This window comes from Micromonospora yasonensis, assembly GCF_026013475.1.
In the GTDB taxonomy this organism is placed as follows: Bacteria; Actinomycetota; Actinomycetes; order Mycobacteriales; family Micromonosporaceae; genus Micromonospora; species Micromonospora yasonensis.
This window is the reverse complement of sequence record NZ_JAPDPH010000011.1, coordinates 32823-47295: the sequence shown is the minus strand read 5'-3', so window position 1 is coordinate 47295 and position 14473 is coordinate 32823. Positions and strand designations below refer to the sequence as shown.

General features: G+C 75.6%; 18 protein-coding genes. 17 read left to right on the top strand and 1 reads right to left on the bottom strand.

Going from position 1 to position 14473, the window contains the following annotated elements; genetic code table 11:
* Positions 1-18 precede the first annotated feature (18 nt).
* The 9 genes from ONA70_RS04585 to ONA70_RS04545 all read left to right on the top strand — a co-directional run bounded on the left by ONA70_RS04585 (position 19) and on the right by ONA70_RS04545 (position 8410).
* Positions 19-759, top strand: a complete 741-nt coding sequence (locus tag ONA70_RS04585; protein WP_265005058.1) for a hypothetical protein — start codon at positions 19-21, stop codon at positions 757-759.
* The gene (locus ONA70_RS04580; protein ID WP_265005057.1) at positions 753-1061 is read left to right on the top strand and encodes a DUF167 domain-containing protein; all 309 of its coding nucleotides are present in this window, start codon (positions 753-755) and stop codon (positions 1059-1061) included. The genes ONA70_RS04585 and ONA70_RS04580 overlap by 7 nt, the downstream gene beginning before the upstream one ends.
* Positions 1062-1083: 22 nt before the next feature.
* Positions 1084-2586, top strand: a complete 1503-nt coding sequence (locus ONA70_RS04575) for a potassium/proton antiporter (protein WP_265005056.1) — start codon at positions 1084-1086, stop codon at positions 2584-2586.
* Between the two features lie 222 nt (positions 2587-2808).
* Complete coding sequence (locus ONA70_RS04570) at positions 2809-3228, top strand: TraR/DksA family transcriptional regulator (RefSeq protein ID WP_046569752.1); 420 nt, start codon at positions 2809-2811, stop codon at positions 3226-3228.
* A 65-nt stretch (positions 3229-3293) separates the two neighbouring features.
* The gene (lspA, locus tag ONA70_RS04565; RefSeq protein ID WP_265005055.1) at positions 3294-3896 is read left to right on the top strand and encodes a signal peptidase II; all 603 of its coding nucleotides are present in this window, start codon (positions 3294-3296) and stop codon (positions 3894-3896) included.
* A complete protein-coding gene (locus ONA70_RS04560) occupies positions 3893-4837 on the top strand; it encodes an RluA family pseudouridine synthase (protein WP_265005054.1) in 945 nt (314 codons plus the stop codon). Before lspA ends, ONA70_RS04560 begins: the two co-directional genes overlap by 4 nt.
* Positions 4838-4871: 34 nt before the next feature.
* Positions 4872-5738: a hypothetical protein gene (locus ONA70_RS04555; protein WP_265005053.1), complete on the top strand. Its 867-nt coding sequence runs from the start codon at positions 4872-4874 to the stop codon at positions 5736-5738.
* Positions 5739-5877: 139 nt separating this feature from the next.
* A complete protein-coding gene (locus ONA70_RS04550; protein WP_265005052.1) occupies positions 5878-7398 on the top strand; it encodes an AAA family ATPase in 1521 nt (506 codons plus the stop codon).
* A 46-nt stretch (positions 7399-7444) separates the two neighbouring features.
* Complete coding sequence (locus tag ONA70_RS04545; RefSeq protein ID WP_265005051.1) at positions 7445-8410, top strand: DUF2567 domain-containing protein; 966 nt, start codon at positions 7445-7447, stop codon at positions 8408-8410.
* Here ONA70_RS04545 and ONA70_RS04540 read toward each other — a convergent pair.
* The gene (locus ONA70_RS04540; protein ID WP_265005050.1) at positions 8376-9080 is read right to left on the bottom strand and encodes an LON peptidase substrate-binding domain-containing protein; all 705 of its coding nucleotides are present in this window, start codon (positions 9078-9080) and stop codon (positions 8376-8378) included. The genes ONA70_RS04545 and ONA70_RS04540 overlap by 35 nt on opposite strands.
* A gap of 106 nt (positions 9081-9186) precedes the next feature.
* On the opposite strand from ONA70_RS04540, the gene hisD reads away from it, so the two are divergent.
* Genes hisD through ONA70_RS04500 form a run of 8 tightly spaced genes read left to right on the top strand, consistent with a single transcriptional unit; the run spans position 9187 to position 14457 of the window.
* The gene (hisD, locus tag ONA70_RS04535; protein ID WP_265005049.1) at positions 9187-10509 is read left to right on the top strand and encodes a histidinol dehydrogenase; all 1323 of its coding nucleotides are present in this window, start codon (positions 9187-9189) and stop codon (positions 10507-10509) included.
* Positions 10506-11582 (top strand): histidinol-phosphate transaminase, encoded by a 1077-nt coding sequence (locus tag ONA70_RS04530; RefSeq protein WP_265005048.1) that lies wholly within the window; start codon positions 10506-10508, stop codon positions 11580-11582. Before hisD ends, ONA70_RS04530 begins: the two co-directional genes overlap by 4 nt.
* Positions 11579-12190, top strand: coding sequence for an imidazoleglycerol-phosphate dehydratase HisB (gene hisB / locus ONA70_RS04525; RefSeq protein WP_265005047.1), 612 nt, complete (start codon positions 11579-11581; stop codon positions 12188-12190). Before ONA70_RS04530 ends, hisB begins: the two co-directional genes overlap by 4 nt.
* An 8-nt stretch (positions 12191-12198) precedes the next feature.
* Positions 12199-12363 carry a hypothetical protein gene (locus ONA70_RS04520; RefSeq protein ID WP_265005076.1) on the top strand — a complete coding sequence of 55 codons (165 nt, stop codon included), beginning with the start codon at positions 12199-12201 and terminating at the stop codon, positions 12361-12363.
* On the top strand, positions 12360-12986 hold the full coding sequence (gene hisH, locus ONA70_RS04515; protein ID WP_265005046.1) for an imidazole glycerol phosphate synthase subunit HisH: 627 nt from the start codon (positions 12360-12362) through the stop codon (positions 12984-12986). The genes ONA70_RS04520 and hisH overlap by 4 nt, the downstream gene beginning before the upstream one ends.
* A complete protein-coding gene (locus ONA70_RS04510) occupies positions 12979-13302 on the top strand; it encodes a hypothetical protein (protein ID WP_265005045.1) in 324 nt (107 codons plus the stop codon). Before hisH ends, ONA70_RS04510 begins: the two co-directional genes overlap by 8 nt.
* 16 nt (positions 13303-13318) lie before the next feature.
* Positions 13319-14047 carry a bifunctional 1-(5-phosphoribosyl)-5-((5-phosphoribosylamino)methylideneamino)imidazole-4-carboxamide isomerase/phosphoribosylanthranilate isomerase PriA gene (gene priA, locus ONA70_RS04505; RefSeq protein ID WP_265005044.1) on the top strand — a complete coding sequence of 243 codons (729 nt, stop codon included), beginning with the start codon at positions 13319-13321 and terminating at the stop codon, positions 14045-14047.
* A complete protein-coding gene (locus tag ONA70_RS04500; protein ID WP_265005043.1) occupies positions 14044-14457 on the top strand; it encodes a RidA family protein in 414 nt (137 codons plus the stop codon). Before priA ends, ONA70_RS04500 begins: the two co-directional genes overlap by 4 nt.
* Positions 14458-14473 lie beyond the last annotated feature (16 nt).

Here is a 14473-nt window from a genome sequence, read left to right as displayed (position 1 = left end):
ACGCGGCGGGGGTGAGCCGTGATAGTCGCCAGCATCCTGCTCATCCTCGTCGCGGTCGTGCTCCTGGTGGCCGGGCTGGCCGATGGGTCCAGCCCGCTGCTGATCACCTCCATCGCGGCCAGCCTGCTGGCCGCCGTTGCCCTCGTCGCGGGTGCCCGCCAGGCGGCCTCGACCCGAGTCACGGCGGACCGGGGCGACCGGCCGCGGGACCGCACCGCACCGGACGGCCCGCCGCCCGGTGAGCCGGAGATCCCGGTCCAGCACATTCCGTCGACGGTCGGCACCGGCGTACCCGGGTGGCGGCAACCACCCGGTACGCCGGTGACCGACCCGGCGTACCTACCCCCCGAGTCGCCCGTCGACGACGCGTACCTGCCGCCCGGCCCGCGGGAGCCGTTCTTCGACGAGGTCGATCCGTCGGCGGACGCCCCGGAGCGCGCCGAACCAGATCCACCCCGGCAGACGGCCGCACACCAGGGAGCGCCCACCTCGCCGGCCGCCGACGGCCCGTTCGACGGCGACCCGCCCGCGCAGACCCTGTCCGCGGCGGACCTGGCCCGGCTGACCCGGCTCGACGACGAGGTCCGGGTGGTGGACGGCCATCCCCGGTTCCACCTGCCCGACTGTCCCCACCTGGTGGGCCGCCCCGACGAGCCGCTGCCCGTCGCCGAGGCGGTCGAACTCGGCTTCACCCCGTGCGCCCGGTGCACGCCGGCCACCGCGCTGCTCGCCGACCCGCCCCGAGGCCGATCATGGTGACGGTGGACGACCCGCTCACCGTCGCCGTACGGGTGAAGCCCGGCGCCTCCCGGGCCCGGGTCGGCGGGCGCTTCGACGGCCCGCACGGGCCGGCCCTGGTGATCGCCGTGAACGCGCCCCCGGTGGACGGACGGGCCACCGAGGCGGCCCGGCGTGCCCTGGCCGACGCCCTCGGCGTCCGGCCGGCGGCCGTGTCCCTGCGCACCGGCGCGGCCAGCCGGGACAAGCTCTTCCTGGTCGAGCGCCCGGCCCCGGGGCTGGCCGATGTGCTGCGCCGGCTGCGGGACGGATCGGCCGAGTGAGGACCGACCGGATCGGTCGCGGATGACGCCTGGGCTGGATCTCGGGCTGCTGCTCGGCGCGGCCGTCCTGCTCGTGGCGGTGGGCGCGGTGCGCTTCTCCACCCGGCTCGGCGTGCCGAGTCTCCTGGTCTACCTCGCGCTCGGCGTGGGGATCGGCGAAGCCGGGCTGGGCATCCACTTCGACAACGTCGAGCTGACCCGGGTGCTCGGGTTCTGCGCGCTCATCGTGATCATCGCCGAGGGCGGGCTGAGCGCCCGGTGGAGCACCCTGCGCCCGGTGCTCGGGATGGCCGCCGCGCTCTCCACGGTCGGCGTGGTGGTCAGCATCGCGGTGGTCGGCGTGGTGGTGCACCTGCTGCTCGGCCTGGACTGGCGGCTGGCCCTGCTCTCCGGCGCGGTGCTCTCCTCCACCGACGCGGCTGCCGTCTTCGCCACCCTGCGCCGGCTCCGCCTGCCCCCGCGCCTGGTGGCCACCCTGGAGGCGGAGTCCGGCATGAACGACGCCCCGGCGGTGATCGTCGTGTTGCTGCTCTCCCGGGACGTCGCGACCGCCCACCCGTGGTGGTTCGAGGTGCTGCTGGTCGGCTACGAACTCGGGGTCGGGGCGGTCGTCGGGGTGGCCGCCGGCATCGCCGGCCGGTACGCGCTGCGCCGGGCCGCGCTGCCCTCGGCCGGCCTCTACCCGATCGCGGTGGTCGGCTTCACCGTGCTGGCGTACGCGGCCGGCTCGGTGCTGCACGCCTCCGGCTTCCTCGCCGTCTACGTCGCCGGGGTACTGCTCGGCAACGCCCGGCTGCCGCACCGCCAGGCGATCCTCGGCTTCGCCGACGGGCTGGCCTGGCTGGCCCAGATCGGCCTGTTCGTCCTGCTCGGCCTGCTGGTGTCGCCGGGCCGGCTGCCCGCCGCGGTGCTGCCGGCCGTGGTGACCGGGCTGGCCCTGCTGCTGCTCGCCCGGCCGCTGTCGGTGGCGGTCTCCGCGCTGCCGTTCCGCTTCCCCCGGCGCGAGCAGCTCTTCCTCTCCTGGGCGGGGCTGCGCGGGGCGGTGCCGATCGTGCTGGCCACCATCCCGCTCTCGCTCCGGGTGCCGGGCGCGGACCGGCTCTTCGACGCGGTCTTCGTGCTGGTGGTGATCTTCACCCTGCTCCAGGCCGGAACGCTCGCGTCGGCGGCCCGGCGGCTCGGGGTGACCGCCCCCGCCGAGGCGGCCGAGGTGCGGGTCGAGACGGCCCCGCTGGAACGGATGCGCGCCGACCTCCTCCAACTGGAGGTGCCGCCCGGGTCCCGGCTCGGCGGGGTGCACGTGGACGAGCTGCGCCTGCCGGTGGGGGCCTCGGTGACCCTGGTGCTGCGCGACGGCGCGGGCTTCGTGCCGGGCCCGGACACCCGGCTCAAGGTCGGCGACAGCCTGCTCATCGTCGCCACCGCCGAGGCGCGGGACGAGGCCGAGCGGCGGCTGCGCGCGGTCAGCCGTCGGGGTCGGTTGGCCCGGTGGTTTGGCGAGTACGGCGAGGACCGGGACGCTTGATCTGCTAGCGTTCCTTTTGCCCCGATTGGTGGCTGTTCGGGGCTGAATCGCGGGGCGACGGTGCGGCACGTTGTCGGACGCCTGTACGTTCCGTATTCTTGCCACCCTCCGGAGTGCGCGGTCCCTGGTGGCCGCGCGCCCGTTTCGTACCTGGGGTACCGATACCGGTCACCCTGCCCAGGCACCGCCGACCGCCGCGGTACGCGGCTGAGGGAGCTGACGATGGCGAAGCCAGCCGACACCAAGACCGCCGGCCGCAAGCCGGTGGCGAAGGCCACCCGCAGCGCGGCGGAGACCGAGAAGATCCGGGCCGCCCTGGCGGCGCGGCGGGACGAGCTGAATGCCGAGTACGATCAGACGCTGAGCGAGATCACCGAGCTGCAGCGCGACCGGCTGACCGACTCGGCCGGGGACGACCAGGCCGACACCGGCACCAAGACGTTCGAGCGGGAGCAGGAGATCTCTCTCGCCAACAGCATCAAGGAACGGATCACGCAGGTCGAGCGCGCCCTGGAGCGCCTCGACGAGGGCGGGTACGGCTGGTGCGAGCGGTGCGGCAACCCGATCCCGGTGGAGCGGCTCGCCGCGTTCCCGTCGGCCACCCTCTGCGTGACCTGCAAGCAGCTGGAGGAGCGGCGCTGAGGCCGCTCCCCGGCGGCCGTAGGTGACGGCGCGCCAGCGCCGCCGAGAGCGTCGATGGGGAGCAGATGACCGCAGCACCGCCCGCCGGGTCCGGCACCGCTGAGTCGGCCGGCGGCCCGCCCCGCCGCAGGGCGGTCGGGGTCCTCCTCGGCGTCGCCGTGGCCGCCCTCGTCGCCGACCTGGTGACCAAGCAGCTCGCCCTGTCGTCCCTCACCGGCCGGGGCCCGGTGTCGCTGCTCGGCGGCACCGTCTACCTCACCCTGACCCGCAACAGCGGCGCGGCCTGGAGCATCGGTTCCGGCCACACCTGGGTCTTCCCCCTGATCACCATCGGCGTGATCGCCTGGATCACCTGGATGGCGCTGCGGCTGCGGTCGCTGCCGTGGGCCGTCTCGCTCGGCCTGGTGCTGGGCGGCGCGCTGGGCAACCTGTCCGACCGGATCTTCCGGGCCCCCGGGCACTTCGTCGGCCACGTGGTCGACATGATCAGTCTCTTCGACCCGTACGGGCAGGTCTGGCCGGTGTTCAACCTGGCCGACAGCTCGCTGGTGTGCGGCGTGGTGCTGGCGGTCTTCCTCGAGCTGACCGGCCGGCAGCGGGACGGCTCCCGTGCCGGCGCCGAGCGGTCCGGCGACGAGCGCCCCGTCGAGCAGCGGGAACGGGCGTGACCTCCGTCTTCGCCGCCGGCGGCGACCACCGCTCCCTGCCCGTCCCGGACGGCCTCGACGGCATGCGCCTGGACCAGGCCGTCTCCCGGCTCTTCGGGCTCTCCCGGACGGCCGCGGCGGCGCTGGTCGACGCCGGCGACGCGCTGGTCGACGGCACCGTCCGGCCCAACTCGCACAAGGTCAAGGCCGGCTCCTGGCTGGAGGTCACGCTGCCCGCGCCGGCCGCCCCGCCGACCGTGGTGCCGCAGGCCGTGCCGGGCCTGACGGTGGTCTACGCCGACGACGACATCGTGGTGGTGGACAAGCCGGTCGGCGTGGCCGCCCACCCGAGTCCCGGCTGGACCGGCCCGACCGTGATCGGCGGGCTGGCCGGGATCGGTCACCGGATCTCCACCAGCGGTGCCGCCGAGCGGCAGGGCGTGGTGCACCGGCTCGACGTGGGCACCACCGGGATCATGGTGGTGGCCAAGAGCGAGCAGGCGTACACCGCCTTGAAGCGGGCGTTCAAGTACCGCGAGGTGGAGAAGCGCTACCACGCCGTGGTGCAGGGCCACCCGGACCCGCTGCGCGGCACCATCGACGCACCGATCGACCGGCACCCGCACCACGACTACCGCTGGGCGGTGGTCTCGGGCGGCAAGCCCAGCGTCACCCACTACGACACCCTCGAGGCGTTCCCGGCGGCCAGCCTGCTGGACGTGCGGCTGGAGACCGGGCGTACCCACCAGATCCGGGTGCACTTCTCCAGCCTGCGGCACCCCTGCGTGGGTGACCTGACCTACGGCGCCGACCCGACCCTCTCGGCCCGGCTCGGGTTGTCCCGGCAGTGGCTGCACGCCCGGTCGCTGAGCTTCCTGCACCCCGGCACGGGCGAGGAGGTCACCTTCGTCAGCGACTACCCGGACGACCTGGCCCGGGCGCTGGAGATCCTCCGCGACTGACCGCCCCACCGACCGTCCGACGAGGGAATGCACCGTGCCCGCCGACGTACCGCCGCGCCCGTCCCGGTCCGGCAAGCTCACCTGGATCGCGCTCGCCTGCGCGCTGGTGGTGCTGGTCGTCGCCGTGGCGCAGCGGCGGGACGAGCCGGTGGGGGACCGGACCGTCGGCGAGGTCACCCGGGTCGGCGTGGCCGACGGCGACGCCATCCCGGCCTACCTGCGTGCCGCCGCCGACGAGCTGGCCCGGCTGGACGCCCCGGCGCCCGGCAGTTGGGCCCTGGTCTCCTTCGCCGCGTACCTGACCCCCGCGCAGGTGGCCACCGCGCTCGGCGGCGCCCCGGTCTCGGCGGTGGTCGCCCGGGTGCCGCTGCCCGGGCGGCAGACCGAGATCGTCCGGATCGCCGCGATGCGGGTGCCCGACGACGTGGTCGCCGGGATGGCCGAGGTGGCCGCCCGCAAGGACCGGGAGGCCGCCGACTACCGGACGCGCGCCGCCGCCCCGACGGCCTCCGCCGATCCCGAGCTGCGCCGGGTGTACGACACCGGCGCGTCGGTCTCGGCCCGGGAGGCGGCCGCCTACCGGGCGGGCTGCGCCTGCGTGTACGCCGCGGTGGTCCGGGGCACCCCGGACGCGTTGCGGGCCCTGGCCGCCCGTCCCGGCGTACGCGGGGTGGACCCGGCGACCGAGGTCCGGCGACTGGACCGTACGGTGTTCACACCGCCGTTGCCCGAGCAGCGGGACGTGGCCCGGCCGCCGGCCGACAGCGGGCTGGCCGAACCGGCCGCGCGCCCCGGAATGGGTGATTCGTCGGAAGCCGCACCGGCGGTGAGCGGGTCCGCACCGGCCGGCGATGGGCCCACGGCGGGCGGCGGGCCACCCAATCCCGCTCCCACCTCCTGAGACGTGTCGGGCGGGCGGCCTGGGCCCGACGCGGCGGTGGGGAGAGCCGCCAGGGGATGTGCGAACCGGGGTGTGGTCCGAATAGGGTTTGGTTCGTAGCCTGTCAGGCGGAGATCGAAGGGCTGGGGAGGGCGAAGCCTTGGACGGCAGCGAGACCAGCTGGGGTCGGCAGGCAGAGCCGGCGCCGCGGTGGCGTGCGCTGCTCGACCGGGCCCGGCTCGCCGGCCGCGGCGCGGAACAGACCGAGGCGGAGCGCCGGGCCGAGGACCGGCCGCCGCAGTCCGCCGAGCCGCTGCCGCGGCGGCCCGCCGGCAGCGGCTGGACCGGCCGGGCGCAGCCCGTCGGGCAACCGGCCGAGCCGGCGTACGGCGGCGATCAGTCCTACCGGGTCGAGGCGACCTACCGGGTGGAGCCGGCCTACCGGCTCGAACCCGGGTACGGCGGCGAGGCCGCCTACCAGGCGGAGCCGGCGTACCGGGCCGAGCCGGATCGCCGGGCCGAGCCGGATCGCCGGGCCGAGCCGGATCGCCGGGCTGAGCCGTCCTGGCAGGCCGAGCCGGCCTACCGGCAGGACTACCCGGAGCCCGAGGCGCGCGGCCGGGGCACCGCCTCCGTCGACTCCCGCTACGCCCTGCTCGACAACGGCTACCGGCCGGAGCCGCCCCCGGTCGAATCCCGGTACGCGCTGCTCGACCGGGGGCGCTACCAGCCGGAGACCCGTCCGGCGCCGGAGCCGACCTACCCGGAGCCGATCGCGCCGTACCAGCGGCAGCCCGAGAGCTATGCGGCCCGGGTCGAGCCGGCCCGGGTCGAGCCCGCCCGGGTCGAGTGGCGCGCCCCCGAGCCCGACAACGAGGTGGAGCGGGCCGCCGGCGTGCTCCGCCGCGAGCTGGGCGGCCCCCGCGTGCTCGCCTTCGCCAACCCCAAGGGCGGGGTGCACAAGACCACCGCCACCGTGCTCGCCGCGGCCACCGTCGGCAGCGTCCGCGGGCGCGGGGTGCTCGCCTGGGACGACAACGAGCTGCGCGGCACCCTCGGCCTGCGCGCCGGCAGCGCCCGCCACGCCCGTACCGTCCGGCACCTGGTCCACGACCTCGCGCAGATCGAGATCCTGGAGGGCGACACCCTGCTGCGACACCTCGACGACTACCTGCGGCACGCCTCCGACGGCTCGTACGACGTGCTGGCCGGCGAGGAGAGCCCCCGGTTCGCCCAGCGGCTGGACCAGTTCACCGTCAAGCGCGTGCTGGAACTGCTCCGGCGTACCCACGACGTGGTGTGCGTGGACACCGGCAACAACGTGGAGAGCCCGAACTGGCGGACCGTGATGCAGGCCGCCGACCAGCTCGTGGTGACCACCGTGCCGCGCGAGGACGCCGCGTTCAGCGCGGACTGGATGCTCGACCTGCTGCACGAGGTCGGGATGGGCGAGCTGGCCGACAACGCGGTCACCCTGATCTCCTGCCCGACCCCGGGGCGCAGCCCGCTGCAGGACGACCTGGAGCGGCACTTCGCCACCCGCACCCGGGCGGTCGCGGTGGTGCCGTACGACCCGGCCCTGGAGACCGGCTCCTCGATCGATTACCACCAGCTCCAGGCGGAGACCCGGCAGGCGTGGCTCAAGGCGGCCGCGATGATGCTCGAACCGTTCGCCCGGTGATCGCCACCGCAGCCCGCGTCGGTCCGTCGCCTGAGAGGATCACCGGGTGAGTCCGGACACCCCTGATCCCGAGCGGGCCGCCGACCGACCCGGCGCGCCCGGCGCCGCCGACCGCCCGTCCGGCGGTCCGGCGAACCCCGCGCGCCCCACGCCGCCCGACGACGGCGCTCCGGGCGCCGCGCCGACCGGGAGAACGGGCGCCGGGCCGGCCGACGGCTTCGCCCCGCTCGACGCCGGGCGGGACGCGGCCGGGGCCGAGGCGCCCGGCTGGCCGTCCGGCCTGCCGGTGCCCGCCGGCACCCCGGTCACCGCGCCCGGCGCGGACCCGCTCGCCGGCCACCCCGGCGTGGTCGGCGCGCTGCCCGCCACGGACCAGCCCGCCCGCCGGCTCCGGGCGGTCGGCATCGGCCTGGGCGTGGCGCTGCTGGTGAGCCTGCTGGGCGCCCCGCTGGGCCTGCTCTGGGCCACGGTGGCACCGGGCACCCCGGTGCTGAAGACCGCCCAGGGCGCGATCTACGCCACGCCTGAGCCGGAGCAGCCGATCGCCGCCGACGGCTGGTTCAGCCTGCTCGGGCTCGGCTTCGGGGTGCTCGTCGCGATCGGGCTCTGGCTCCTGCTGCGCCGCCGGCGCGGACCGCTCGGCCTGGTCGCGGGGGCCCTCGGCGGGGTCGGCGCGGCGGTGGTGGCCTGGCAGGTCGGCCGCCGGATCGGGCTCGGCACGTACCACCGGCTGCTGGCCACCGCGCCGAACGGGACGGCCTTCACCAAGCCGGCCGACCTGCGCGCCGGGGGGATCGACTGGTACGCCCTGCTGCCCGTGCCGCACGGCAATCTGCTGCTGCCCGCGTTCGGCGCGGCGGTGACGTACACCCTGCTGGCCGGCTGGTCACGGTGGCCGTCGCTGCGCCCCGAGCCGCAGCCCGACGGCGGCTGGCCCGGGCCGGGGGTCGACGGCTGGCCGCCGGCCGGCCCGGGGATCAGTTCGGGGCCGGAGGACCAGCCAACTCGCTGAGCGGCACCGGGACGGCCCGGACCTGACGCAGCAGGGCCGCCTCCCGGTTGAGCAGCCGCAGCTCGGCGCGAAGCCGGGCTGCGGTGTCGTCGATGGCGAGCAGCCGCTGCCGGTCGGCGACGGTCAGCGCGGCGGTGGCGGCGACCAGGTGCGACAGCACGGTCGGGTCCTCCGGCAACTGCTCGGCGATCTCCTGCGGGTCCGGCCGGACCAGGTTCAGGTACTGCCGGAACACCGAGATCACCCGGGCCGCGAGCAGGTCGGTGACCTCGTCGGTGCCGGCCGGTTCGGGCAGCCACTCGACCTCGGCGGTCAGGTACGGTGCGGCGCCGGAGTCGACCTCCGCGATGCGGAACCGGCGCCGGCCCACGGTGACGATGTCGAACCCGCCGTCGGCCAACTCGGTGACCTGCCGCAGCTCGGCGGTGCAGCCCACCTCGTGCAGGGTGACCTCGCCGCCGCCGAGGCTCGGCCGGCTCGGCGGCCCGGCCGGGGCCACCTCCCAGCCGGCCTGGATCGCCACCACCCCGAACTCGCGGGGCGCGCCCTCGGGCAACCCGACCAGGTGGCGCACCAGCGCCCGGTAGCGCTCCTCGAAGATGTGCAGCGGGAGGACCAGCCCGGGGAAGAGGACCGTCCCCAGCGGGAACACCGGCAGCCGTGCGGTCACGGGTCCGAGCGTATCCCGATCTCGCTCGCCCGGCGTGTCCCGGCTCACCGTCCCGGCCTGCGGGCGGCGCGGGCCGGGTCGGGACCGGCCGCCTAGACTCGCAAGGGTGCTGAACCGGATCGACCTGCGCGGCGGCGTGCCCGACCCGCGCCGCCTGCTGCCCCGTGCCCAGCTCGACGTCTCCGTGGCCGTCGAGCGGATCCGCCCCCTCGTGGCGGCGGTCCGGGAGCATGGGTACCCGGCGATCCGGGAGGCCAGCGTCCGGTTCGACGGCGTCTCCCCGGAGCGCCTGCGGGTGCCGGTGGAGGTCATCCGCGAGGCCGAGGGGACGCTCGACCCGCAGGTCCGGGCCGCGCTGCTGGAGTCGATCACCCGGGCCCGCAAGGTCCACGCCGACCAGCGCCGCACCGACCACACCACCCAGGTGGTGCCCGGCGGCACGGTGACCGAGCGCTGGGTGCCGGTCGACCGGGTCGGCCTGTACGTCCCCGGCGGCCTGGCCATGTACCCCTCGACCGTGGTGATGAACGTGGTTCCCGCCCAGGCGGCCGGGGTGCGCTCGCTGGTGGTGGTCAGCCCGCCGCAGAAGGACAACGGCGGCCTGCCCGACCAGCGGGTCCTCGCGGCCTGCGCGCTGCTCGGCGTCGACGAGGTCTACGCGGTCGGCGGCGCCCAGGCGATCGCCATGCTGGCCTACGGGTCCACCGTCGACCCGGCGGGCGCCGAGCGCTGCGATCCGGTCGACATGATCACCGGACCGGGCAACATCTGGGTCACCGCCGCCAAGCGGCTGCTGCGCGGCGTCGTCGGCATCGACGCCGAGGCCGGCCCCACCGAGATCGCCATCCTCGCCGACGACACCGCCGACCCGGCGCACGTCGCCGCCGACCTGATCAGCCAGGCCGAGCACGACCCCCTCGCGGCCAGCGTGCTGGTCACCCCGTCGGTGGCGCTGGCCGACGCGGTCGACGGGGAGCTGGCCCAGCAGGTGCCGGCGGCCAAGCACGCCGAGCGGATCGCCACCGCCCTCGGCGGCGAGCAGAGCGGCGTCGTGCTGGTCGACGACCTCGAGGCGGGGCTGCGGGTGGTCGACGCGTACGCGGCCGAGCACCTGGAGATCCAGACCGAGAACGCCCGCGAGTGGGCGCTGCGGGTCCGCAACGCCGGGGCGATCTTCGTGGGCGCCTGGTCGCCGGTGTCGCTCGGCGACTACTGCGCCGGTTCCAACCATGTGCTGCCCACCGGTGGCTGCGCGCGGCACTCCTCCGGGCTGTCCGTGCAGTCCTTCCTGCGCGGCATCCACCTGGTCGAATACAGCCAGGACGCGCTCCGCGAGGTGGCCCCGCACGTGGTCACCCTGGCCGGCGTCGAGGACCTGCCGGCCCACGGCCAGGCGGTCAGAGTGCGCTTCCCGGGGGCCGCCTCGTGACCACGCTCGACGACCTGCCGATCCGGGACGACCTGCGCGGCCGGACGCCGTACGGGGCGCCGCAGCTCGACGTGCCGGTCCGGCTGAACACCAACGAGAACTCCTACCCGGTGCCCGAGCCCGTGGTGGAGGCCATCGGCAAGGCCCTCGCGGCCGAGCTGCGCGACCTCAACCGCTATCCGGACCGGGACGCCGTGGCGCTGCGCGCCGACCTGGCGGCGTACCTCGGCCACGGGCTCACCGTCGACCGGATCTGGGCGGCCAACGGCTCCAACGAGATCCAGCAGCAACTGCTCCAGGCGTTCGGCGGCCCGGGGCGCACCGCGCTCGGCTTCACCCCGGCGTACTCGATGCACCCGCTGCTGGCGCTCGGCACCGGCACCGGCTGGATCCGGGCCGTGCGGGGCGTCGACTTCGGCCTCACCGCCGACGAGGCGGTCGCCCAGGTCCGGGCGCACCGGCCGGACGTGGTCTTCCTCTGCTCGCCGAACAACCCGACCGGCACCGCGCTCGACCCGGCCGTGGTCGCCGCCGTGCTGGCCGAGGCGCCCGGCATGGTGATCGTCGACGAGGCGTACGCCGAGTTCGCCCGGCCCGGCACGGTCAGCGCGCTCGCGGTGCTGCCCGACCACCCCCGGCTGGTGGTGACCCGGACGATGAGCAAGGCGTTCGGCTTCGCCGGCGGGCGGCTCGGCTACCTGGCCGCGGACCCGGCGGTGGTGCAGGCGGTGCAGCTCGTCCGGCTGCCGTACCACCTCTCCGCGCTCACCCAGGCCGCCGCCCGCGCCGCGCTCGCCCACCGCGACGCCCTGCTCGGCACGGTCACCGCGATCATGGCGCAGCGCGACCGGATCGTGGCCGAGCTGCGCGCCCGGGGCCACCGGGTCGCCGACAGCGACGCCAACTTCGTGCTCTTCGAGGTCGGCGGCGACCAGGCCACCGCCTGGCACACCCTGCTCGACGCCGGTGTGCTGGTCCGCGACGTCGGCCTGCCCGGCTGGCTGCGGGTCACCGCCGGCACCCCCGCCGAGACCGACGCCTTCCTCGCCGCCATGGAGAAGCTTCCGTCATGAGTCGCATCGCCCGCGTGGAGCGGATCACCAAGGAGACCAAGGTTCTCGTCGAGATCGACCTCGACGGCACCGGCAAGGCCGACATCGAGACCGGCGTCGGCTTCTACGACCACATGCTCAACCAGATCGCCCGGCACGGCGGCTTCGACCTGACCGTGCACACCATGGGTGACCTGGAGATCGACGCCCACCACACGATGGAGGACACCGCGCTCACCCTGGGCGCCGCGTTCGACCAGGCGCTGGGCGACAAGGCCGGCATCCGGCGGTACGGCTCGGCCACCGTCCCGATGGACGAGGTGCTGGTCCGGGCCGCCGTCGACCTCTCCGGCCGGCCGTACGTGGTGCACGACGAGCCGCCACTCGCGCCGTACATCGGGCCGGTCTACCCGACCAGCATGACCCGGCACATCTGGGAGTCCTTCGGCCAGGCGGCCCGGATCACCCTGCACGTGGACGTGCTGCGCGCCGCCCGCCCCGGCGGCCACCCGGACGCCCACCACGTGGTCGAGGCGCAGTTCAAGGCGGTCTCCCGGGCGCTGCGCGAGGCCACCGGGCTCGACCCGCGCAACGCGGGCGTGGTCCCGAGCACCAAGGGCGCGCTCTGATGGGGCGGATGCTGCCGACGCTGCTGCTGGTCCTGGCCGGGGTGCTGGTCGGCGGGACGTGGTCGTTGTACAAGCAGGGCGCGTCGCGCCGGGCGGTGCTCACCACGGGGCTGCTCGCCGCGCTGGCCACCGCGGGCGGGCTGCTCTGGCTGCTACCCGGGGAGGGCTCATGAGCAAGCGGGTGGTGGTGCTCGACTACGGTTCGGGCAACCTGCGCTCGGCCGAGCGCGCCCTGGAGCGGGCGGGCGCCGACGTCACCGTGACCGACGACCTGGCCGCCGCCGCCGAGGCCGAGGGCCTCGTGGTGCCGGGCGTCGGGGCGTTCGCCGCCTGCATGGCCGGGATCGAGGCGCTCGGCGCCGGCCCGGTCATCGCCGAGCGGGTGGCCGCCGGCCGCCCGGTGCTCGGCATCTGCGTCGGGATGCAGGTGCTCTTCGAGCACGGCGACGAGCACGGTGTGGTGACCAAGGGGCTCGGCCTGCTGCCCGGCGGGGTGACGAAGCTGCCTGCGCGGCGGTTGCCGCACATGGGCTGGAACACGGTGCACGCCCCGGCGCGCTCGGTGCTCTTCGCGGGTCTGCCGGACGACGCCCGGTTCTACTTCGTCCACTCGTACGCGGTGACCGACGTGGCCGGGCTGGCCGCCGCGGGCGCGGCGGTGACCACGTCGGAGCACGGCACGGACTTCGTCGCCGCGGTCGAGCGGGGTCCGCTCTCGGCGGCCCAGTTCCACCCGGAGAAGTCGGCCGACACCGGGGCGGCCCTGCTGCACAACTGGCTGGGCACGCTTGAGTAAGGAACGCGCGCGCCGCCGGGAGGCCCGGCAGGCCCGGCTGGCGGCCGAGCGCGCCGTGCGCCTGCGCCGGGCGGCCCGCCGGGAGCGGTGTCGTGCCCTGGTACGCCGGCTGACGCCGAAGCTGCGCCGGGGCCGGACCGGCCGGCTGAACCGGCACACCCGCGGCGAGCGGGCGGCGATCGTGCTGCTCACCGGGGCGGCACTGGCCGGCATCTGGAATTTTGTCGACGACCTGGCGCTGCGGCTGGCGCTGGTCGTGCTGTTGCTGCTGGCCCTGCCGGCGATCGTGGTGATCGCCCTGGACCGTCGTACCTGAACCGAGGAGTAGAGCGTTGAGCCTCACCCTGTTGCCCGCCGTCGATGTCGCCGACGGCCAGGCCGTCCGGCTCGTGCAGGGCGCCGCCGGCAGCGAGACCGCGTACGGCGACCCGCTGGAGGCGGCTCTCGCCTGGCAGTCCGACGGTGCGGAGTGGATCCACCTGGTCGACCTGGACGCTGCCTTCGGGCGAGGCACCAACGCGCATCTGCTCGCCGAGGTGGTGCGGCAGATGGACGTGAAGGTGGAGCTCTCCGGTGGCATCCGGGACGACGAGTCGTTGCAGGCGGCGCTGGGCACCGGCGCGGCCCGGGTCAACATCGGCACCGCGGCTCTGGAGAACCCGGAGTGGTGCGACCGGGTCTGCGGCGAGTACGGCGACCGGGTGGCGATCGGGCTGGACGTGCGCGGCCGTACCCTCGCCGCCCGCGGCTGGACCCGCGAGGGTGGTGACCTGTACGAGGTGCTGGAGCGGCTGGACAAGGCGGGCGCCTCCCGGTACGTGGTCACCGACATCACCAAGGACGGCACCATGCGCGGGCCCAACCTGGACCTGCTGCGCGAGGTCTGCGCCCGCACCGACGCCCCGGTGATCGCCTCCGGCGGCGTCTCGACCCTGGACGACCTGCGCGCCCTGGCCACCCTGGAGCCGGTCGGCGTGGAGGGTGTGATCGCCGGCAAGGCGCTGTACGCGGGCGCGTTCACCGTCGCCGAGGCGCTCGCCGTCCTGCGGGCCGCGTCGTGACCACCGTCGCGGGCGGCGGGCCCACCGTCACCCGGCTCGGCTCGGGCGGGCCCTGGGAGGCCCGGTACGGCTACTCCCGGGTGGTCCGGGTGGGGAACCTGGCGATCACCGCCGGCTGCACCTCGACGGTCGACGGCCGGGTGGCGCACGTCGGGGACGCGGCGGCGCAGACCGCCCAGGCCTTGCGGATCGGCCTCGACGCGCTGGCCGAGGTGGGGGTGCGGCCGGCCGACGTGATCCGGACCCGGATGTACGTGACCGACCGGACGTACGCCGACGAGGTGGGCCGGGCGCACCACGCGGTGTTCGGCGCGGTCCGCCCGGTCGCCACCATGGTCGTGGTGGCCGGCCTGATCGACCCGGACCATCTGGTCGAGGTCGAACTGGAGGCCTGGCTTCCCGAAGGCTGACCCCGGCGGGGCCCGG